At 42.7% G+C, this 19,475-nt stretch carries 20 protein-coding genes and 1 tRNA gene; 10 read left to right on the forward strand and 11 right to left on the reverse strand.

The window, feature by feature from the left end:
- Nucleotides 1–19: 19 nt before the first annotated feature.
- Entirely contained in the window at nucleotides 20–508 is a 489-nt protein-coding gene (locus tag ACZ1GZ_RS11270; RefSeq protein WP_472664975.1) for a thioredoxin domain-containing protein, read from the forward strand.
- 68 nt (nucleotides 509–576) lie between these two features.
- Here the strand turns inward: ACZ1GZ_RS11270 and ACZ1GZ_RS11275 are convergent, their stop codons facing one another.
- Nucleotides 577–978 (reverse strand): YidB family protein, encoded by a 402-nt coding sequence (locus tag ACZ1GZ_RS11275; RefSeq protein WP_472664976.1) that lies wholly within the window; start codon nucleotides 976–978, stop codon nucleotides 577–579.
- A gap of 194 nt (nucleotides 979–1,172) precedes the next feature.
- Between ACZ1GZ_RS11275 and ACZ1GZ_RS11280 the strand changes: the two genes are divergently transcribed.
- Entirely contained in the window at nucleotides 1,173–1,538 is a 366-nt protein-coding gene (locus tag ACZ1GZ_RS11280; protein ID WP_472664977.1) for a MerR family transcriptional regulator, read from the forward strand.
- On the forward strand, nucleotides 1,535–2,248 hold the full coding sequence (locus tag ACZ1GZ_RS11285) for a transporter substrate-binding domain-containing protein (RefSeq protein ID WP_472664978.1): 714 nt from the start codon (nucleotides 1,535–1,537) through the stop codon (nucleotides 2,246–2,248). Before ACZ1GZ_RS11280 ends, ACZ1GZ_RS11285 begins: the two co-directional genes overlap by 4 nt.
- Here the strand turns inward: ACZ1GZ_RS11285 and ACZ1GZ_RS11290 are convergent.
- Both ACZ1GZ_RS11290 and ACZ1GZ_RS11295 read right to left on the reverse strand, forming a co-directional pair.
- Nucleotides 2,235–3,344 carry a serine hydrolase domain-containing protein gene (locus ACZ1GZ_RS11290; RefSeq protein ID WP_472664979.1) on the reverse strand — a complete coding sequence of 370 codons (1,110 nt, stop codon included), beginning with the start codon at nucleotides 3,342–3,344 and terminating at the stop codon, nucleotides 2,235–2,237. The genes ACZ1GZ_RS11285 and ACZ1GZ_RS11290 overlap by 14 nt on opposite strands.
- 28 nt (nucleotides 3,345–3,372) lie before the next feature.
- A complete protein-coding gene (locus ACZ1GZ_RS11295) occupies nucleotides 3,373–4,731 on the reverse strand; it encodes an NAD(P)/FAD-dependent oxidoreductase (RefSeq protein WP_472664980.1) in 1,359 nt (452 codons plus the stop codon).
- A gap of 528 nt (nucleotides 4,732–5,259) precedes the next feature.
- On the opposite strand from ACZ1GZ_RS11295, the gene ACZ1GZ_RS11300 reads away from it, so the two are divergent.
- The gene (locus tag ACZ1GZ_RS11300) at nucleotides 5,260–5,409 is read left to right on the forward strand and encodes a DUF1127 domain-containing protein (RefSeq protein ID WP_472664981.1); all 150 of its coding nucleotides are present in this window, start codon (nucleotides 5,260–5,262) and stop codon (nucleotides 5,407–5,409) included.
- 153 nt (nucleotides 5,410–5,562) lie between these two features.
- Here the strand turns inward: ACZ1GZ_RS11300 and ACZ1GZ_RS11305 are convergent, their stop codons facing one another.
- The 4 genes from ACZ1GZ_RS11305 to ACZ1GZ_RS11320 form a co-directional block, all read right to left on the reverse strand.
- A complete protein-coding gene (locus tag ACZ1GZ_RS11305; protein ID WP_472664982.1) occupies nucleotides 5,563–6,597 on the reverse strand; it encodes a pyridoxal-phosphate dependent enzyme in 1,035 nt (344 codons plus the stop codon).
- Between the two features lie 100 nt (nucleotides 6,598–6,697).
- Nucleotides 6,698–7,939, reverse strand: coding sequence for a cytochrome b/b6 domain-containing protein (locus tag ACZ1GZ_RS11310; protein ID WP_472664983.1), 1,242 nt, complete (start codon nucleotides 7,937–7,939; stop codon nucleotides 6,698–6,700).
- An 87-nt stretch (nucleotides 7,940–8,026) separates the two neighbouring features.
- The gene (locus tag ACZ1GZ_RS11315; RefSeq protein WP_472664984.1) at nucleotides 8,027–8,614 is read right to left on the reverse strand and encodes a YceI family protein; all 588 of its coding nucleotides are present in this window, start codon (nucleotides 8,612–8,614) and stop codon (nucleotides 8,027–8,029) included.
- Between the two features lie 435 nt (nucleotides 8,615–9,049).
- Nucleotides 9,050–11,245, reverse strand: a complete 2,196-nt coding sequence (locus ACZ1GZ_RS11320) for a methyl-accepting chemotaxis protein (RefSeq protein ID WP_472664985.1) — start codon at nucleotides 11,243–11,245, stop codon at nucleotides 9,050–9,052.
- Nucleotides 11,246–11,916: 671 nt separating this feature from the next.
- Between ACZ1GZ_RS11320 and ACZ1GZ_RS11325 the strand changes: the two genes are divergently transcribed.
- A tRNA-Trp gene (locus ACZ1GZ_RS11325) sits at nucleotides 11,917–11,992 on the forward strand.
- 113 nt (nucleotides 11,993–12,105) lie between these two features.
- A complete protein-coding gene (locus ACZ1GZ_RS11330) occupies nucleotides 12,106–13,308 on the forward strand; it encodes a phage integrase SAM-like domain-containing protein (protein WP_472664986.1) in 1,203 nt (400 codons plus the stop codon).
- Here the strand turns inward: ACZ1GZ_RS11330 and ACZ1GZ_RS11335 are convergent.
- Both ACZ1GZ_RS11335 and ACZ1GZ_RS11340 read right to left on the reverse strand, forming a co-directional pair.
- A protein-coding gene (locus tag ACZ1GZ_RS11335; protein ID WP_472664987.1) for an IS3 family transposase occupies nucleotides 13,283–14,379 on the reverse strand; the annotation gives its coding sequence in 2 pieces (ribosomal slippage) (nucleotides 13,283–14,130 and nucleotides 14,130–14,379; 1,098 coding nt in all). The two genes, ACZ1GZ_RS11330 and ACZ1GZ_RS11335, sit on opposite strands and share 26 nt — an antisense overlap.
- Before the next feature lie 32 nt (nucleotides 14,380–14,411).
- Nucleotides 14,412–14,960 carry a tyrosine-type recombinase/integrase gene (locus ACZ1GZ_RS11340; protein WP_472664988.1) on the reverse strand — a complete coding sequence of 183 codons (549 nt, stop codon included), beginning with the start codon at nucleotides 14,958–14,960 and terminating at the stop codon, nucleotides 14,412–14,414.
- 322 nt (nucleotides 14,961–15,282) lie between these two features.
- On the opposite strand from ACZ1GZ_RS11340, the gene ACZ1GZ_RS11345 reads away from it, so the two are divergent.
- The 4 genes from ACZ1GZ_RS11345 (at nucleotide 15,283) to ACZ1GZ_RS11360 (ending at nucleotide 18,089) form a co-directional block, all read left to right on the forward strand.
- Entirely contained in the window at nucleotides 15,283–15,564 is a 282-nt protein-coding gene (locus ACZ1GZ_RS11345) for a hypothetical protein (RefSeq protein ID WP_472664989.1), read from the forward strand.
- Nucleotides 15,557–16,243, forward strand: a complete 687-nt coding sequence (locus ACZ1GZ_RS11350; RefSeq protein WP_472664990.1) for a hypothetical protein — start codon at nucleotides 15,557–15,559, stop codon at nucleotides 16,241–16,243. The genes ACZ1GZ_RS11345 and ACZ1GZ_RS11350 overlap by 8 nt, the downstream gene beginning before the upstream one ends.
- A gap of 10 nt (nucleotides 16,244–16,253) precedes the next feature.
- A complete protein-coding gene (locus ACZ1GZ_RS11355) occupies nucleotides 16,254–16,775 on the forward strand; it encodes a hypothetical protein (RefSeq protein ID WP_472664991.1) in 522 nt (173 codons plus the stop codon).
- Nucleotides 16,776–17,108: 333 nt separating this feature from the next.
- Nucleotides 17,109–18,089, forward strand: a complete 981-nt coding sequence (locus ACZ1GZ_RS11360; protein WP_472664992.1) for a metallophosphoesterase family protein — start codon at nucleotides 17,109–17,111, stop codon at nucleotides 18,087–18,089.
- Nucleotides 18,090–18,095: 6 nt separating this feature from the next.
- Here ACZ1GZ_RS11360 and ACZ1GZ_RS11365 read toward each other — a convergent pair whose 3' ends face one another.
- Both ACZ1GZ_RS11365 and ACZ1GZ_RS11370 read right to left on the reverse strand, forming a co-directional pair.
- Nucleotides 18,096–18,872: a hypothetical protein gene (locus ACZ1GZ_RS11365; protein WP_472664993.1), complete on the reverse strand. Its 777-nt coding sequence runs from the start codon at nucleotides 18,870–18,872 to the stop codon at nucleotides 18,096–18,098.
- A 159-nt stretch (nucleotides 18,873–19,031) separates the two neighbouring features.
- The gene (locus ACZ1GZ_RS11370) at nucleotides 19,032–19,250 is read right to left on the reverse strand and encodes a hypothetical protein (protein ID WP_472664994.1); all 219 of its coding nucleotides are present in this window, start codon (nucleotides 19,248–19,250) and stop codon (nucleotides 19,032–19,034) included.
- Nucleotides 19,251–19,475: the final 225 nt, after the last annotated feature.

Here is a 19,475-nt window from a genome sequence, read left to right on the forward strand (position 1 = left end):
AACCGATACTGGAATAATTATGAGCAAGAAATCACAGAAGAAAACGCCTCCAAAAGGGGCGAGTAATAAAACACGTCCTGATGTTGAAAATCCTTCTCGACGCAAATGGTTAAATTATGCGCGAAATGGCGCCATCACTTTGGCCATTTTAGGAAGCGCGGGTGGCTATTTGGCCTATTCAGCGAACGCAAAAATGCATGAGCAAGATTTAACCCGCATTGGCCAGGGAACTCCGACAATTGTGCAAGTGCATGACCCAAATTGTTCTGTATGTGCAAGGCTTCAACGCAACACAAAATCTGCGCTTGGTGCCTTTCAAAATGGACAATTAGAATATGTTGTTGCCAACATTAAATCGTCAAAAGGCAAAGCATTTGCAGAGCGAAATGCCGTTCCGCATATCACCTTGATGCTCTATGATGGCAAAGGAGAACTCAAGCATATTTTGCGCGGGCCGCAAGAAGTTGCAACGCTCGAGCGCGAGTTTAAAAAACTGCTTGAAGGCTAGCGATATACGCGCAATAAAAAACGCACCATGAATGGTGCGTTTTCTTTAATTTAAAATGGTGCTTTGAATTATAGAAACTTTTTAGCCATGCTGGCCAAACCACCGATGCCACCAACAGAATCAAGCAAAGAACCACCGCTGCTAGACTGGTCGACAAGCTGAGGAAGTGCTTCTTGCAAGCTTTCAATGAGCGAACCTTCGCTCGTGCCCAATTGCTCAGCGGCTGCTGAAATTTTATCGCCACCCATTAGGTTTTGGATTTGATCAGCCGAAATGCTGGCATTTTCGCCATCACCCAACCAAGATGAGGCAATATCAGCCAAGTCGCCAGACTGAAGGTTGCTCACAAGGCTACCGAGATCAAACTGATCACCATCGCCGATCAAACCGTTCATTGCGCCGCTGATTGTGTCTTGGTCGACACCCAATTTGTTGGCAATTAAGCCGGAAGCCAAATTCATAATATCCATTTTATCAGTATCCATTCTGAGCTGTAATAATTATTCGGTATTGCAATTACCGATTTCATAGCAACATTTAGGTATTTATAAGACCTGTTGCAATCATTTATGCGGAATTTACGGTATTTTATGCAGGCGCTGTTTACGCCTTGACTTAGAGCAACTCTAATCTGTTAGTGAAGGTGAAAGGAGTGATTGCGCATATGAGAATAGCTGAAGCTGCCAAACTCTGTGGGTTGAGTGCACATACAATTCGTTATTATGAAAAGTCAGGAATGCTCCCGGTCATTGAGCGGGGAAGGGATGGTCATCGCCGCTTCACGCAATCTCATATTGAGTGGTTGACCTTGCTGTATTGGCTGCGCGAAACCGGCATGCCCATGAAGCAAATGCAGCGTTTTACTGAGCTTGCGAAGGTCAAAGACACTGGCATCGCTGAGCGGCGAAAAATTCTTGCCGATCATGCTGAAACATTAAAAACTAAGCGTGCCATGTTGGAAAAATGTGAGAGTGTTTTAGCCGTCAAAATTGCAAGTTATAGCAAACCAAACAAAGAGAATGACGGATGAAATTTGCTTATCTAATCGAGCCGCCTTTTAATTATATCGATCAAAGTGCAGGTGTCACAGGATGTGACGTCGAACTAGCACGATATCTTTTCAAAGAACTTGGAATTGAGAATTTCGAGCCAATTCAAACTGAGTTTGGCGAGTTGTTACCTGGATTAAATAATCACCGTTGGCAAATGACAACCGGTCTATTTGCAACGGAAGAACGCAAACAATTCGCGATCTTTTCCCGCCCTATCTGGGCGCTTTCGGATGGTTTGCTGGTTAAAGCTGGCAATCCGCATAATTTAATCGGCTATCAATCTGTCGTGAACAATTCAGATCTAGGGCTAGCTGTTATACGCGATCAGTATCAACATCGTTCCGCGGTTGAATTTGGGGTTAAACCTGAGCAGATCATTATATATGAAACATATTTAGAGGCCGCTTGCGCAGTCAAGGACGGTACGGTGGATGCATATGCAAGTGTCAGTAAAGCGCATTCTGGCTTTCTAGCACAGAACCCTGAGTGGGATGTTGTAGAGGTTATGGTGCCATTTAATGAAAAAGCGCCAGCCTATGGCTGTTTCGCATTTCATTCTGATAACACCGAATTACGAGATGATGTAAATGAAATACTAAACGGCTATTTGGGAACTGCAGCCCATCGCAAAATGGTTGGCGCTTTTGGTGTATCTGACGGGGAAATAGATCTTCTTACGCGTTCTTAATCGAATGAATGCGGGTCAATCGTGATAATTTTGATCCAACGACATGCAAATCCATCGCTTTGTTAGATAAGATCAAGACACCAGTTCGATTTGCCTTATCAAATGAGATGTATGATGCATGACCGCCCACCAAACCATTATGCCAGATCAGGTGTTCATTACTCAAGAATTTCTCAACAATAGTTGGTCCCATCCAACCCAAGCCAGTTTGTTTTTGAGCAGGATCAGGATGCGTTTTTAAGAATTGACGTGAGATGTCTGTGTTTTGAACCAAATTTGCTTTCAAAAATTTAAGCATATCCGATGGTGTTGAACGAATGCCGCCAGCTGCTGCCAATATTGGAAAATCCCAATGCGGCGTGTTTTTTCCCTTAGGGTCATAGGCATCAAGAAATCGCTCCATATCGTTATCATCCACAAATAAGCCCGTGGAGGTCATTTTAAGCGGTGAGGTGATATGTGTTTGGATAAGATCATCAAACGATTGCCCTGTTTTCCACTCGATGATGTGGCCGAGCAATCCCATACCTAAATTTGAATAGTTGAACTTCCCGGGTTTGCCGAATTGTTTTGCCGTTGCAAGATATTCAGCAATGTCTTCAATTTTAAAAGTCGAATAGGGATTATCCAGTATTTCAAGCTTATTGAGCATGATTTTTGGCACGCGCGGAATGCCCGATGTGTGGGTAGCCAATTGATCTAAGGTTATCGGCTTAATGTGATTTGCCAGTTCAAAACGATCGCCGATAAGTTCTTGCAAGGTATCGTCAAGTTTGAACTGACCTTCATTTACTAAAAGGCTTAGCAAGGACGATGTGAACACTTTGGATATTGAACCAATTTCATAAATGCTATCGCACGTGACGTTTGGTTCTTCGCTGTTTTGACTGCGGTAATGTTCAATCACCTGATCATCTTTGACGACAACGATAGCTAAATCTCGCGCCAAATCGTGCTTGAATAGTTTATCTGCTTCATCGTTGATTTCTTTGCCCAAATCACCGCCATCTTTTGCGCGTGATAAACGAAATTTGAAGAAAAATATAACCGCGATGATGAATGCGATTGTGATGATGCCAATGATGAAAAGCTGCATAATATATCCCAGTGATAGATGGGATATATTAAAGCGAGGGCCCCAGTTCAAGCTTGCTGCCATCAGTGAAACGTGAAAAGCGGAAACGCTGCAAGTCATGTTCAGCATTTTGCCCAGTTGCCATACGCGCAACTACCATGCCAAAGCCTGGACCAATGCCAAATCCGTGTCCACTTAGACCTGTAGCGATGATCAGATTAGAGTATTCACGCGTGCGGTCCACGATGGGAACAAAATCTGGCATCGTATCAATCATCCCGGCCCAGCAATGGCCAATCTCCGGTGCTCCAATAGTGGGAAAGCGGGTTTTAAATCGATCGACCATACGTTGGATATTTTTCTGATCCGGTTTTGGCTCCAACACGCGACACTTTTCAAAAGGGGAAATATCCTCCGCTTGCCAATTTCGAGGGGTTTGCCAAGCATCAGGGAAGCCGTCTGGCGCATTGATCTTAAGATTAAGATGTTTCCAGCCCTTAATAAGGGCAGGGATATAATATTTAAAATGTCGAAACGCGTCCGGACCAATATAGGCCGTGTGTCTATCACATAGCGAGAGGGTATATCCGCCATCTTGTCGGCGTCGAATAGCAAGTTCTTCATCAAGTGATGTTTGCGAGGTAAATTCAGGCAGGGGCTTTGTTTGTGCCACATCGCCTCGTACAGCCATTTGAGGAATATGAATGTTATGATTGCGGGCAAACAAGCTGGACCAAGCACCAGCGGCCAATACAACCTGTTCACAGGCAACTATACCATCTTCTGTAACAATGCCTTTTATCTCGCCACCTTGGATATCCAGTGTTCGAACAGCGCAATTTTCGCGAATGAAAACGCCGCTCTCCTGCGCGAGTTTTGCAACGGTTGGCACAGCAACCCATGGCTCACCCTTTAAATCGCTCGGTGTTGAAATGCCGCTCACCCAAGTTGTTGCGGCGCTATCGCCAAAAATCCCTGCGATTTCCTTAGAATTTAACAGCCTTGATTGTACGCCATGATCCTTGGCAATCTGTACCCATTGTTCAAACTCCTCGCGCCGCGCATCCGTGCCGCTTAAAAAGTTGATGGGTGCATTCACGACACCGCACTTGCCTTGTGTTTGCTGGTCCACATCACGCCAAAGTTTATTGGCTTGTATCATAATAGGTAATTCAGCTTCGTCGCGACCTTGTTGACGGATCCAGCCCCAATTTCTTGATGATTGTTCACAAGCAATGCGACCTTTTTCGATTACAGCAACGCTTTTGCCCATTCTGGAAAGATAAAGCGCAGAAAATATCCCAACAACGCCAGCGCCAATAATCGCAACATCCACCTTGTCCGGTAGCGTATCATGAAACTGAATAGGGGTGTTTATCGTCACATGTGATTGGGGATGATCTGTCATGAGAACTCTGTCGGAGCAATGTTGAATAATTAAGACACTATAAACAAAAAAGACCACGTGAACAGCTTGGTTTTTAGCTTTGAATTTGGATGGATTTTATCGCAGAACCAAGTGGTATTTTCATCATTTTAGAACAATGAATTCAGTTCTGCATCCTACGAGGTAAAAAATTGAGTTTGATCTGTGATTTGAAGCGCTTTTTTTCGATAAAAATAGGTGCAGATGTCTTTGAGTTGTTTCCGGAAAACCTGTTTAAAAGTAAAAGCTTATGGGCGTTTTAAATGGCGTGATTGATTTTCTTAATCGCTAAATCGATTTAGCTTGCGTCGATGTCCAAAATCGTCAATCGGGAGTCTCTTTTGTGCCTAGAAATGCATCAGTTGCATAGCACGTTTGCATTAATATGACTGGTAATTGTGCAAAATAAGGAGCATTTGGGTGTCAACGGAACGCGAATTGTTCCCTTATTTTTATATAGAATTTATTGCGAAACACGCTTCTTAAAAGAAGCATTTATGGAGAAGTAAAATGAATATTCTTGGTAAAGTTCGTAACTGGAACAACCAACGTGCAATGCGTCGTCAACTCAGCGCTTTGTCACCTCGTATTCTTGACGATATCGGTGTGTCACGCGAGGGCATTATGTCAGTCAAGCGTAACCCAATCTCTGAATACTAAGAGATAAACATATATTCTCGCATGTCCGTTCGGGTTGATATACTCTCCTAAGGATGACCAGAAAAACATGCGAAACTAACCCTGCAAGTATTTGCGGGGTTTTTTATTGCGCAAAGCAAATGTAGATAGTCTAAAATGGCGCTGAAATTTTATTCAACAGCTCACAAGTTTTGGATACTTTGTTTGAACTTTCGTTTTGACATAATATGGCCGACTATTTCCCGTGTTAATCAGCATCACATCACTTTCTGGGTTTTGTTTGGCATAGTCATATGCGGCATTCATCGATTTTGCGTTGAAAAACGGATCAATCAATAAACCCTCATGCTTTGCTGCAAGATTAGCTGGGTGGTCGGGATCGGTATCAGACGTTACTGTATGATGATTGCTGTATTGATCAGTTATTAAAATATCATCGTCTTCAACAGGATTTACCTCATCAAGTAAGTCGGCAATCTGATCAAGTTTAATGCGGATTTGTTGTTGAATATATTCCGCACTGTAAAATCCCACACTCACACCAACAACAGGTACATCACAGCCCAAAGAGCGCAACCCGTAAAGCAGCCCTGCGACCGTATTGCCGGAGCCAGCTGCGCAAAACATTACATCCGGCTCTTGGTCCATCTCATCTAATTGTTGGACGATTTCAAGAGCGGCATGGATATAACCAAAGGCTGCAAAAGGCAGACGATTGCTTTCATTTTGTAAGATATAGGGCGTACGGCCGTAACCTTTCAGCTCATCTGCAAGTTCTTGCATGGCGTCGATTGCATCGTCATGATTTTGAAAAGGTGGGTGGCTATGCACTTTTGCATCTAACATATTGCTAGAAAGTAACTCGCGCAGCTCTTCGGGTTCGCAGCATAAACCATGCTTTTCTTCTTCTAAAAATATATGGCATTCAATTCCATATTTGGCGCAAGCAGCAGCGGCAATGCGAGAAAGGTTTGGGATGCGCCCACCCAACATAATAAACGTATCAGCACCTTTGTTCATCACGTCACCAAGATAATACTCCATGTGACGGGCTTTGTTGCCACCTGTTGCAAAACAATTGGTATCATCGCGCTTAATTAGAAAGCTCTTTGCGCCAGCCAAACGCGCAAGATTGAACATCTCCTCAAGTGGAGATGCGGCATTGCATAATTTCATACGCGGTATCGTTCGAAGCTTATCGAGTGGCATTGTTCTACCCCAATTGAACAAGAAATGCTTGGCTCAAGCTAGACAAACCGGACATTTGTCGCAAGACTAATAACTGAGGCTTGACAAGCAATCATGCATACTAGAATCGCATTGCACTGATACTAATCTTTAATTTTATATCCCGACCTACACTTGAATCATCGCTAAAGGTGCTGCCGATGTTAAAATCCAATCGCTGGATAATTGCCTCTCCCTGGACGATAGCTGTGCCGCTGTCCTCGGTAAAGGTAAAATCGATGACAAATTCATTTGTAACGCCTGCAAGCAATAACTGCCCAATTGCTGAATACCCTGTGTCAGTTTTCTCAACCCTGTCAGATATAAAACGAGCAACGGGATTGGTTTCTACACCAAGAAATTCAGATGATTTTGCCCGATCCGAAACATCACCCAATGTAAGAGAACTCACATCAACTTCTGCTATAATTTGCGCGTTTTCAAGATCGCTGGGGTCGAAGATTACGTCCGCATTCCAGTTGGCAAATGTTCCGGTTACCGGTGTTCCAAGCTGCGCAACATCAATCTGCAATGGTGAATTGGAATAGTCAATTTTCCAGCTATTTGCCGGCTGATCCTGAGCGCTTGCAACGCTTTCGTTAACTTCACCCTTAGAGGCCTGTTCAACGCGAGTGGTTTGCTGCGAGCCAAATTCAAATTGATAGACAATAAAGGTAGACGCGACTGCAATTGTGCCAGCTGCCAGCGCCACAAATAGCGAAAATGGAGACTGCTTCTGTTCAGGCGGTATGTTGCCAGTGAGTGCATAGCGACCTGGAACCATTCGATCAAGTGTGTTGTCCTTGTCGATTACAGCATGTTTGAGTGCCCCTGCGATATGCAGACCAAGCGATAGAACAAGCAGGACACCACAGACAAAATGTGCAGTTTTAAAGATATTTGATATCATCACATCTTTAGGTACAAAGGGCAGATCTTGCGAAAACGGCCACCAAATCGGTGCAAACCCTTCAGTTGCAGCATGATAAAGCCAACCGAGCAACGGCATCGCTAGAATAGTGCCATAAAGTAGGTAATGAACTGTTTTAGCGGCAAAGCCTTCCAAGCCGCCATGTAGCGGTCGTGGGTGAGGCTGGTAAATAGCCCAGGCAATCCGGGCAAGGGCGACAAATAATGCCGCCATACCAATCGACTTATGCAAGGAATACAGCCAAACCTTGTCAGCGATTTGCTCTGAATTATCGATGGGCAAATCATGCACGTAAACGCCCATGGGTAATAAGATCAAAATTAGGATAGCAGTTGCCCAATGAAGAGATTGGTGCACCAAACCATAGCTTTCCGCAGTGTTGTTAATTTGCATAATCCGCCCCGTTTTATAAGTTGCAGAAGCAGACGCGATGGTTCTGCTTCCGCGTTTTTAAGTTTGTTTTGCTATGATTGGGATTTGCTATTCAGCTTTACCCATTTCGACTGAGATTTTTACTTCAACTTCATCGCTAACATATGGCGCGAACTTGCCAAGATTAAAATCTGAGCGCAAAAGCGTGACCGACGCATCAAAACCCGCCCAGTCTTTTTGTGATTGAGGATGTTTGCCAACCTGGTTTAGTTTTGCATCCAGGACAATGGATTTTGTTTGATCCAAAATCGTAAGATCACCAGTGATTTTTGCCGTTTTTTCACCAGTTGGTTCAACAGATGTGGAAGTGAATGTTGCGATAGGGAATTCACCAACATTAAAGAAATCTGCTGATTTAAAGTGACCATCGCGTCCTTCCCAACCAGTCATCAGCAAATCGCCAACATTAATCTCAAGACTAACAGATGATTTGCTTAGATCGTCCATATCCAGCATTGCTTGTCCATCAAAACCTGAGAACATGCCATAAGTCGTTGAAAAACCTAGGTGGTTATATGAGAAAATGATTTGTGAGTGGCTGGCATCAAATGCATAAGCGTCTGCAGCGTAAGTAGCGCCTGTTCCTGCTGAGAAAAGAAATGCTGATGTTGCGAGGGCTTTAAGTGTTGTTTTCATAATAAGTACCTTGTGGTTGATCTGACTTTTCAAAAAATAAGTGGGCGAATATCCGCCTGTAATATTCACTACGCATGGCAGTGAATTATTATTCAAAGTAATTGAAAGAAAAAAATGATAAGTCGGAGAACACAAGACTGAGTGTTGCGTAATTCGCAACAATCCATAAAAGAGCGACCCTGATATACACGAAGTATATCAGGGCCCTGTTACTCGGAGCTCGGGGGGAACTCCGAATAATTCTTATAATTTAGATGATACAAAAAATGTATGAACGGCCCGTGAATGATATATTATCACTATACTTGAAAAACAATATTACTTCTAGTTTTCCATACTAGTTTATAGTAATCACATTGATATTATTGAAAAATAATCGAGCTCTTTTAAAGATCACTCTATCACAGAGTGAGGTTTTTTCTTCAATAACATGGATTATGCAACCATCTTGCCGCGATTTTTGGGGCTGCGCATATTTGCATCCAAAGACCGTGTTTTAAATTGTGCCATTAATTCGTGAATTGCATCACTGCCAGTACTAACACGGTTTGTAATGTCATTGGCTTGTTCCACCATTTCAGCGTTTTTATGCGTTGCTTCGTCCATTTCTGTGACGGCTGTGTTAATTTGATCAAGTCCTGCAGATTGTTCACTCGTCGCCTCTGAAATGCTGTGCATGTATTTTTCAATCTCTGTAATGCCTGTTGTGATTGTTTTCATCATATTGCCAGTTTCAGTAACCAAACCCACACCTTCAAGAACTTCCTTGCTTGAATTATTGATAAGTTCTGCGATTTCTTTTGCAGCAGAAGCTGAACGTTGGGCAAGTTCGCGAACTTCCTGTGCAACTACGGCAAACCCTTTTCCAGCTTCACCCGCACGCGCCGCTTCAACGCCTGCATTCAGTGCCAATAGGTTCGTTTGGAAGGCAATCTCATCAATGACACTAACAATTTGGCTGATTTCACCTGATGTATTTTCAATACGCTTCATGGCTGTGACTGCCTGAGTAACAACTTCGTCAGAACTTGCAGATTCCTGTGTTACCTTCGAGATCTGGTTCGTTGCATCGTCAGTCCGCGTTGCAGATTCCCGCAAATTCGAAGTGATTTGTTTCAAAGCGGTTGATGTTTCCTCAAGCGAAGCAGCTTGCGCTTCAGTACGACGAGACAAGTCATTGGTAGCTTGTCGTAAAGTGTTGGCATCATTTTTTAACACAACACCGGTTGAACGCACATGCGCAAGTGTTTTTGCAAGCTTGGCCAAAGTGTCATTGTAGTAAATACGCAAATCAGCAAGTACCGGTGGGAATTCGTTCTCGATAGGGGATTCAAAATCACCATTTGAGAAGCGTTCAAGTCCAGCACCAAGCGTTTCAACTGCTTGCCTATAGGCTTCATCTTGCTTTGCCTTCTCTGCCTCATTACGTGCGCGTTCTTCTGCTCTGGCCTTGCGATCTGCATCTGATGCTGCTTCCAGCTCTCGCTTTTGAATTTCTGCGCTTTGAAATCCTTCAAGTGCTAATGCCATAACACCCAGCTCGTTATTCGCCTCAGTTCCTTTAACTGAAAATTCGACGTCACCATTTGCAAGACTATTCATATCGTCCTGAAGACGTTCCATCGGTTTGGTGATTGAACGAGAGATAAAGAACCCGGCAAGCGATGCGATAACGCAAATAGCTGAAGCAACAAAAATCGTCATTAAGAGAGTGCGAAATTTTTCAGCCTGGGTGGCGTGAACATTTTTATAGATGTTCAAGCCAACGAGTTCTTCAAGCTGCCTAAGTTTTACAATGCGATCCGTTGCAGTTTTAAACCATTTGCTTTGCGTAACACCACTTTCTGCCAAGTTATCTCTATTCGCAGCAATTGAGTTTCGCAATGCATTAACTGCACCAAGATTTGTACCCTCAAGCAGCTTTGTATATTCTTCTTTGTGAAGTGGTGGTAGGTGATTGATAAAGTTATTTATCATGCCACTCTGTGGCGCGATAAGGGCTTGCAACTTATTAAATTGTTCCGGGGTGATTTTACCTGCACCTAAAAGACCATTTGTCAGGCCACGTTCTTTACCTGCAAGTTCCTTGGTTGAACCCAGATCCAGCATAGATGTAAGTTCGAGTGCAACAGTTGTATCTGGTGCCTTTTGTGCACTTTCAAACCCAATATCAAACATAATTTTTATGTGTTCTGAATAAAAGCCGAGGACTTTATCGACATTTGTTGTTTTCCGATCAACTGTTTGACGGAAATTTGGAACAGATGATAATCCAGAGATAAAGTCTTCCATATGTCCAAATAAAACGGGTGCTTCATTGTGGTCTATACCTGCCAATATCGTTTTTAGGTTTTCGATTTCTGCATCTGTATCCGCGCGCGCTTTAATAACATTTTGCGGAACCCCAAGTGCATCGCTACCAACAAAGCCAGCGGATGTTCCGCGCTCAACTTGCATTGTGTGGGTGAGGGCGGTTAGTCCATTCACGGCAATTGAAATATGATCCATAATGATTGTGCGGTCATAATCACGATAGCCTTGCCAAACATGAACACATGTAATCGCAAACATGCCCATCAGAGGAATGATGACACCCAGACCAATTCGTTTCGAAATAGATATATTCTTCATTTTTGCACCCGCTTGCTTACATTGTTTTTATCTTAGGTGCGAAATCAGACTGACCAAGTCATTACAAAATTGCGTAATTTCAACCTAAGGATAAAAATCTTAGACAATTAAAATTTATGCAAGAATAGTAAACAGGATATTATCGCCCAAGGTAAGAACTAGTAAGTTTAAACTAGTATAACGTGTTTCCTCATTAAATTTTAGAAACTTAGAAGAGGGTTAAGTATCTGAAATGTATAAATTAAATAGATCTATTGAATTTTGATGAAATCTAGATTGTTTCATGTCTTGTAGAGTTGATACAACCTAAAATCGAGTTTCAATGCCTCAAATATGCGAAAACTAGGGCTATTTTTCTCAATTTTAGACCAAATATTATTTAATATGAAGAAATACAATTTTAGGTAGTTATAAAATTCGCGTTTTTACAATCTAGAATTCAGACTGTTATTGAAACATTTATTGACGTGGGATTTTTTGGACGAAATGAATAGATGAATTCGTCGTTTCAATACGCATAGGCTCAATCAGGTATGGCGGTCTAAAACCGCAGTTAAAATTCATCTTTAACCATTAGAAGGAATATTTCTCGAAACTTATGTAGCTTTGTACTTGCATTTTTCTCCAAGCTTTCGTAATCAGCACCCAACGCACAAACATTGTGTGACTAAAGGGGTATAGCTCAGTTGGTAGAGCGACGGTCTCCAAAACCGTAGGTCGCGGGTTCGAACCCTGCTGCCCCTGCCATTTTCCTTAATATAATCAGTTGTTTAATACTTTAGATTCGCGGTTATTTGCATTCTAATTCGTGTTACCCGATAGTTACCCAAAATGACCCGTTAGATTTAGAGGTATAAGTTATGGGTGAAACGCATCGCATATTGGGCGATAAAGTCCGTATATATCGACGTGAATCAGGTGAGAATTGGTTCTGTGCAACTTATATGGCTGGCAAAAATCGCCGTAAAAGTACGAAGGTATCGAGTTTATCTAAAGCAAAAGAAGTTGCCGAAGATTGGTACTTTCAACTGCTTGATAAAGATCGACATGGCGAGATTTTAAACGAACACACGTTTAATGATGCGGCCAAAAAGTTCATGCAAGAATATGAAGTTCTTACCAATGGCCAGCGCAACAAACGCTGGGTGCAAGATCATTATCGCCGTATTAGAATGCACCTATCGCCTTACTTTGGAAACATAGGTCTTTCAAAAATCAATGCGGGAACCGTACAAGAATATCGCATTTTTCGCTCTCAAGGTGAGGGCGGCAGGAAAGTACCCTCACGGAGCACGTTGCATCATGAAACTGTCACCCTGAGATTAGTCCTGAAAATCGCCGTACGGCTAGGCTGGTTGCAATATACGCCTGATCTTACACAGCCTTATAAATCATCTGGTAAGGTCGTGCATCGTGCGTGGTTTTCTCCTAAGGAGTATAAGCAACTATATGAAGCTACCCGTAACAACATCAAAGTGGCAAACGGAGCGCGACAAAAGTACCTCGCTGAACAATTGCACGACAAAATCCTATTTATGGCGAACACCGGCATTCGCCCTGATGAAGCTAAGTGGCTAGAATACCGCGATATTGAGATTGTCGATGATGCGGCAACGGGAGAAACCATCTTAGAGATCGAAGTACGTGGTAAGCGTGGCGTTGGGTACTGTAAAAGCACTAATGGTGCCGTCTTTCCCTTCAAGCGCATGTTGGAACGTAATAATGCTCAACCAACAGATCGCATTTTTATCATTGATCATAAAAAACAGTTTAATCGCATACTTGAAGAGCTTGGTCTTAAGGTTGATCGCAACGGCAATCGGCGCACGCTCTACTCGCTGCGTCACAGTTACATATCATTCAGGTTACTAGGTGGTGCTGATATCTATCAAATCGCAAAGAATTGCCGCACCAGCGTTGAGATGATCGAAAAGCACTATGCTGTTCATTTGAAAAATAGTCTTGATACGAGGGCTAATGACCTGAGACCCAACTTTCATCCAGTTTTGGCTAGAATCTGTCGATATGTTTATGGCGTTATGCGGCCATGTTTTTCAAGTTAATTTTCCTTACGTATTCGTAGGGCGTTAGATTGCCCAGCGATGAATGTGGTCTGTTTTGGTTATAGTCGTCCTTCCATTTATTGATTTCGGTTTTGGCATCATTGAGTGAGGTGAAGAGTGTTTCGTTTAAACATTCATCTCGGAAGCTACCATTGAAGCTTTCAACAAAGCCGTTTTGCATAGGTTTTCCGGGTTGAATGTAATGCCATTCAACATTCGTTTCCTGACACCATTTAAGGACAGCCATGCTGGTGAGTTCGGTTCCGTTATCGCTGACAATTGTATTTGGTTTGCTGCGTCGTACTATCAGACTATTGAGTTCACGAGTAACGCGGAGACCAGATAAAGATGTATCAGCCACAAGAGCCAAACATTCACGGCTGTAATCATCAACAACAGCTAAAACTCGAAACCTTCTGCCATCAGTGAAAGCATCTGATACAACGTCTAAGCTCCAACGCTCATTGGGTTGATTGGGCACGAGCATGGGTCTACGAGTGCCCAAGGCACGTTTCCTGCCACCACGTTTGCGCACCTGTAGCTTCTCCTCGCGATATAGACGTCTCAACTTTTTCTGGTTCATGATAATGCCTTGCCGTTCCAGCATCACATGAATGCGCCTGTAACCGAAACGGCGACGTTCAGATGCTACCTGCTTCATAGCTTCTCTCAGTTCATCATCATTAGGTCGAACAGATTTATAACGCACACTTGACCGATCAACCTGTAAAACAGCACACGCCCGCCGCTCGCTCACCCCGTGCGCTGTCCGAAGGTGAGTAACCGCATCTCGCTTGGCAGCAGGCGTCACCACTTTTTTGAGTTCACATCCTTGAGCATGGCAATATCAAGCATCTGTTCAGCCAACAGCTTCTTAAGTCGATTATTCTCATCCTCCAAAGCCTTTAGCTTCTTGGCGTCTGAGATGTCCATCCCACCATACTTGGATTTGTATTTGTAAAAACTGGCTGAGCTAATCCCGTACTTGCGGCACACCTCAGATGTTGGCATGCCGTTCTCTTGTTCCTTGATCATCGAAATGATCTGCTCATCGCTAAATCTGCGTTTCATATTCTGTCTCCAATTCGTTGGGACAGACTCTATCAAATTTTGGAGGAACTTTCGGGTCTCAGGTCAGTGTAAATGGCTGTCGTGTTGATATCGGAGTGCCCCATCAACGTGCTGATTGTTGGTAACGGCACACTTTGCTGCGCGAGCCTAATGCCATAAGTATGCCTCAGTCCTTTTGGACTGGCTTTAGAACCGTTTATGCCAGCTCGTTGCATCGCTTTCTTTATGATTTCCCAGCCACGTGTGCGCCCCCATGGGAATAAGCGGTCTTCTTGATTATTAGCCCATTTCACTAGGGCTTTCATGTGCGCAGGCGGCACAGGTACGCATCGCATGATAATCTGGCTGCGTCTTTTCAGTGTGCGAAAGACGATAGCGTCTTCATCGTAAGATAAATTATCGCTTGTAAGTTGAAGCGCCTCCGATATGCGGCACCCTGTATATATCAATGTGAGGGAGAAAAGTTGTTCATGCGCTGTGAGCTCTTTGATGGCTTTTATGAACGCTGTGCGCTCTGTATTGGTTAGATACTTTCGACTTCCTGATGGTGTGTAAATAGAGTTGGTTGAATATCGCATCATACGATCCTCCGATGCTGTGCACTGAGTACCAACCAATCGATATTTATATCTTTCTGTTTTGCTGAATATTCCAGTCACTAAACATCGAACAAAATATGAATTTTGTTCGCCGTTTAGAAAAACACACTAATAACAGGGTGTTAGGTTTTTGTATCAACCCGTTTCTGAATATTACATGAACAGGATTCTACATTTCAAGTTGTAATTTCAACAATTTGGGAGAAGCGAACAGAATTCATATTTTGTTCGGTAATTCTAGCATAGCAGAAAGCGCTAAAAAGGTCTGCGATCTTTGTTTTCTGCCTACTTTATGAGTTGATACATGTCTATTAAACAACAGTACGTCGATACGCCCGCGGGGCTAGATACAATGGTGACGAGTTACCTCAATCAAGGCTTTACGCTTGCAACTAAAAGTGAAACCAAGGCAACGCTGCAAAAGAATAAGCAACCGCTCAGCGCGGCAATGATTATCATTGGTCTCATTATCCCCATCTTTGGATGGGCGTTTTTAATTGGCTATCTTATTCTCCACGGCAGTAAGCCTGCTTCGCAGGTTGTAGAGATTACAGTAGGTGGCCAAGGGAATGCGCATCATGCGTAAACTTGCGGTGGCTTTAACGGGTATAGTGGTGTTGGCTGGGTGCAGTGAGATGACTACCCCAATGGGGGGCTACCAACCTGCCTATGATAACTGGAGCGCAGTTGTCGATCAAACAGGTATTACGGTTGAAAATAGCGTTTGGCTTCGGGGCAAAGAGCTGAATGGCATTCAAAACCGCGGGGAGGCTGACGCACTCGTTGCTGCGAACCGCTGCAAACAAGGTGCCATGGTTGGCTATATCCGTAAGGTGGATGTCACAGGTCATCGCGCAGCGATTGAAGTTATTCCTGTTTACTCTGCTGAGAATGCCATGGGCTGTGCGGGGCGAGGGTACAAAAATCCTGTTGGATGCTTGGTTCAAAAACGGGCTGTGTGGCGCTCTGCGGTTACGTGTTACGTCAGTGATTTACCTGCTCTTAGTGCTAAGGTTGGGCGCGACATTAAGGCCGACGCAGATGCGCGTTGGCAATCGCGCAATAACTGGCAGCATGTTCTTGTTGCAGGTAAAATCAGCCATGTAACGACGAATAAAGTTCTCCAAGCCAGTTCTTTTAGCTCTGACGGTTCTTTTGGTGGCGTGCTTGGCGGTATTTATTTAGAAGGCTTTGACTACAGTAATATTCACATCAAAAATTGTCGTGTTGCGACGTATCGCAGCAAACTTGTTCCCAAATCATAGGACTACGAAAATGCTCAAATCGACATCATTAGGCATTGCGTTGACGTTGCTTGTTAGCCCGTCTTATTCCCAAGCTGAAGAGTTAGATCTAAGAAAAGAGGCCAAAACAATTCGGCAAAATATAGCAACTTTGCCCAATCACCAGTGGCAGAAGATAGGGAACTATTCCAATTATGCAGCGGTCAGCAACGGTGCTTATAATCTTATTGTAAATTGTGAGCCCAAAAGCAGATTGGGAGAACCTCGCATTACGTTACGTGTGATAGAGCGTGGGGGATCTGAGAACCAGATCGCACTATTTAAAACCAATATGCAAATATTGAGTTCGAGTAGGGCACCTTTAACATTTGAGCCGCGAGAAGAAAAACGTGACAGCCCTTATAAAGAAAACGAATATCCAATGCAGCCATTGCTCGATGCCTTAAAGGAAGGGCAGAAAGTCAAAATTGCGCTACAGGGCAAAGTGGGCGAATATGAATTTACATTAGCAAATTCAGGAAGAGCACTGGCTCATTGCCGGGAGTATAAATAGCTAAATTATTCAATATTTACAGACATCGTGATGTCTATCAGTATCAGTACATTCAAGCGAATGCTATCCATCTCTGGCCAGAGCATGTCGTTCTACGCTGCTTGTTTAGCAACGTGTGCTCACGATTTTATCCATACTTCTTGGTTCGTCGGGCATATAAATGGGTATTTAATGTTTTCGACAACGCTTCTAAATAAAAAAGTAACTGGCAATTTAAGATAGTTTTGCTGCTTTTTTACACCACCATTACTTGTTTTAATTAAAAATTAGCCTATATCCAGTAGGTATTGTGTTACTTATTGCCCTTTTTTTAGAAAACGGTATCATCGTTCTATGATTGAAGTAGAGAAAACCCAAAATCGGACCCACGAAAGACTTTTCAAATTTTTTGACGGATTTGTCGGTTTGAAAAATGTTTGGACGATTAAAAGGTCTTCATATTCAATTCTATATTCAGCAGATTTACACGGAAACAAAACGCAATACGATAAATGTTTTAATTATGCATTGCACAATGGCCTCGAAAAAGTAATTTTTGGTGGTGACATATCCCCTAAAAGTAAATCCAAGCGTTCGGTTCCCAAACAACGGGAGTTTTTTGAAAAATACTTTTTTCGTGCCGTCGATAAATTTCACTTGGAATTTGAGAAAAAATACTCAAGAAAACCGAAAATTCTAGTTGCAATGGGGAATGATGATTTCAGAGGAAATTACTCATTTCTCAAGAGCAGTTCGAAGGCGCATAAATATGAAATATTTTGCAATAGTGTTTATAATGACGAGAGGGAAAAACGTTCCTACATTTTCTATACTTTTGTGCCGCTCACTCCTTTCAAATACAAAGATTGGGAGAAGCCTGATTTAACGCCAAAAATGCATGAAGATAGGGAGGATGCTCAGCTAGTTGGTGTGTTCAGCAACAAGTCTGGTTTAGAGAGAAAAAATTTGACGAAAACAAAGCAGTTTTCTGGTACTATCTATGATGATCTGAGCGCGCTCTTTTCAGAATGTAAATTTGACGACAAGATATTGGTTTCTCATGCGCCTCCCAAAGAAACAAAGTTAGATATTATGCAAGGTGGGCGCCACATCGGAAGCGATGGCGTTCGAAAAGCAATAGAAGAATATTCACCTAAACTAAGCTTACATGGGCATATTCACGAAACTGTCGAATTAAATGGAGGTGAGTATGTAGAAAAAATAAAAACTAGTCTATGTGCGACACCAGGTAATTTTTTTAATAGCAAAAACCCTTGGGTGCTTCATATAGAAGGCCCCCAAAAAAATAGAATATTTAGATACCAATTAAAATAAAAATTGTTAGAGAGTTTCAACTAGCTGTTTTCGAACAAAGGTTAGCTCGTCTATCAACTCTTTACGAAATTCGCATTCAAAACGATCAAGTCGAGAAAGCGAATTTTCAAGAGAGTATGACACTTCAAGACGTTTTTCTTCCTCTAACATAATTTGAGTCACTTTTCTTATTACGCCAGTTCTAAATTTTTGAAAATACTTCTCACCAATCACAGCGTGTTTTGTGGATATTATTTTATCCCTATGAATTCCTAAAGCATAACGTTCTTCATTACTCTGAGGGTCAGTGTAGATAAATGAGATTGGAACCACTGTTCGCACGCCCCCTTCGTGCAAGGGCACATTTTTTACCTCAAAATCATAGTAGCTGTTTCCGCAAAAGCCTACTAATTTGTAATTTCCCTTTTTATTATGATCGCGAAAGATTCTAACGTCAGCCACGTAAGCGAGCCTCAAAATTTCGAAGGAATCGCGATTAAATACATGAACACTAACGTCGACTCCATCAATGTTTTCTTTCAATGACAATGCATCAAAATATCTATGCTGCGGCAAATTTTTTAACTTAAATTTCCCATCGAGAAACGAAAGGTCACAAATTTCGTTGTCTAATTTTATTAGAATATCTAAATCTGATTTATCAGTAACTACTTCTGGCGACCCATAGGCCATAGATCCACAAACGAGCATTAGCTCACAGTTACCTTCAAAATAAGGTATAATTTTTTTAAGAACTTTTTCACGCAAAAAATATGGACTGTTTTCTAGTGCGAGATTAGACACGATATTGTTCCTATATTGAGAAGTCGAAGTCTGTTACAGAATTAGCGTTTAGATTGCAAGTTATAATTCATTTAAATCACAGGGTTAAGCATTTCTGGTTGTGATCTTGAAACAGTGTTAGTTGGCCATTTCTGGCCAGCGCGTGTTGCTACCCGTTGCTTATTCAGCAACGTCTGCTTCTTGCTTGGGTTGGGTTTTGCGGATCACAGTGCGGCCTTCAATCAAGGGACTGTAGTTGATCGCAAGGTTCATGCCGTCGTCGTCTTTATGCGCCCAGCCTACACCAATTTTCATCCAGCGTGCGTTGTTTTCATCGCCTGTCACGTGAAAGACTTCGTGAGTTGGTGTTGTGCTTTGCTTCTTTTGTTGCTTTGTCATGGTATTTTCTCCTCTTTAAATTTGCCGCAGCGCCTATCGCTTTGGTCGTGAGCTAAAAAGGTGAACACGTAAGAGCAAACACAAGTTTCTTCTCGGGAGACCGCTCTTTGGCGGCGGAAGATAACTTGCTGTTTGAGCTTGTGGAGCCAGCTTCATCGAACCAAACGATTTCGTTGCGCGCATTATGAGAAAAATCATGACGTAAAAAGACAAAGCCGCAGCGCT

The sequence above is a fragment of the Lentilitoribacter sp. JB5-8 genome, assembly GCF_055693385.1.

Bases quoted from the DNA above. Each gene is read 5' to 3' on its own strand.
- ACZ1GZ_RS11370 (WP_472664994.1), bottom strand. From the start codon at position 19,250: ATGACAAAGCAACAAAAGAAGCAAAGCACAACACCAACTCACGAAGTC.
- ACZ1GZ_RS11345 (WP_472664989.1), top strand. From the start codon at position 15,283: ATGTCTATTAAACAACAGTACGTCGATACGCCCGCGGGGCTAGATACA.
- ACZ1GZ_RS11330 (WP_472664986.1), top strand. From the start codon at position 12,106: ATGGGTGAAACGCATCGCATATTGGGCGATAAAGTCCGTATATATCGA.
- ACZ1GZ_RS11270 (WP_472664975.1), top strand. From the start codon at position 20: ATGAGCAAGAAATCACAGAAGAAAACGCCTCCAAAAGGGGCGAGTAAT.
- ACZ1GZ_RS11305 (WP_472664982.1), bottom strand. From the start codon at position 6,597: ATGCCACTCGATAAGCTTCGAACGATACCGCGTATGAAATTATGCAAT.
- ACZ1GZ_RS11350 (WP_472664990.1), top strand. From the start codon at position 15,557: ATGCGTAAACTTGCGGTGGCTTTAACGGGTATAGTGGTGTTGGCTGGG.
- ACZ1GZ_RS11355 (WP_472664991.1), top strand. From the start codon at position 16,254: ATGCTCAAATCGACATCATTAGGCATTGCGTTGACGTTGCTTGTTAGC.
- ACZ1GZ_RS11315 (WP_472664984.1), bottom strand. From the start codon at position 8,614: ATGAAAACAACACTTAAAGCCCTCGCAACATCAGCATTTCTTTTCTCA.
- ACZ1GZ_RS11340 (WP_472664988.1), bottom strand. From the start codon at position 14,960: ATGATGCGATATTCAACCAACTCTATTTACACACCATCAGGAAGTCGA.
- ACZ1GZ_RS11285 (WP_472664978.1), top strand. From the start codon at position 1,535: ATGAAATTTGCTTATCTAATCGAGCCGCCTTTTAATTATATCGATCAA.
- ACZ1GZ_RS11310 (WP_472664983.1), bottom strand. From the start codon at position 7,939: ATGCAAATTAACAACACTGCGGAAAGCTATGGTTTGGTGCACCAATCT.
- ACZ1GZ_RS11290 (WP_472664979.1), bottom strand. From the start codon at position 3,344: ATGCAGCTTTTCATCATTGGCATCATCACAATCGCATTCATCATCGCG.
- ACZ1GZ_RS11360 (WP_472664992.1), top strand. From the start codon at position 17,109: ATGATTGAAGTAGAGAAAACCCAAAATCGGACCCACGAAAGACTTTTC.
- ACZ1GZ_RS11280 (WP_472664977.1), top strand. From the start codon at position 1,173: ATGAGAATAGCTGAAGCTGCCAAACTCTGTGGGTTGAGTGCACATACA.
- ACZ1GZ_RS11320 (WP_472664985.1), bottom strand. From the start codon at position 11,245: ATGAAGAATATATCTATTTCGAAACGAATTGGTCTGGGTGTCATCATT.
- ACZ1GZ_RS11300 (WP_472664981.1), top strand. From the start codon at position 5,260: ATGAATATTCTTGGTAAAGTTCGTAACTGGAACAACCAACGTGCAATG.
- ACZ1GZ_RS11275 (WP_472664976.1), bottom strand. From the start codon at position 978: ATGGATATTATGAATTTGGCTTCCGGCTTAATTGCCAACAAATTGGGT.
- ACZ1GZ_RS11295 (WP_472664980.1), bottom strand. From the start codon at position 4,731: ATGACAGATCATCCCCAATCACATGTGACGATAAACACCCCTATTCAG.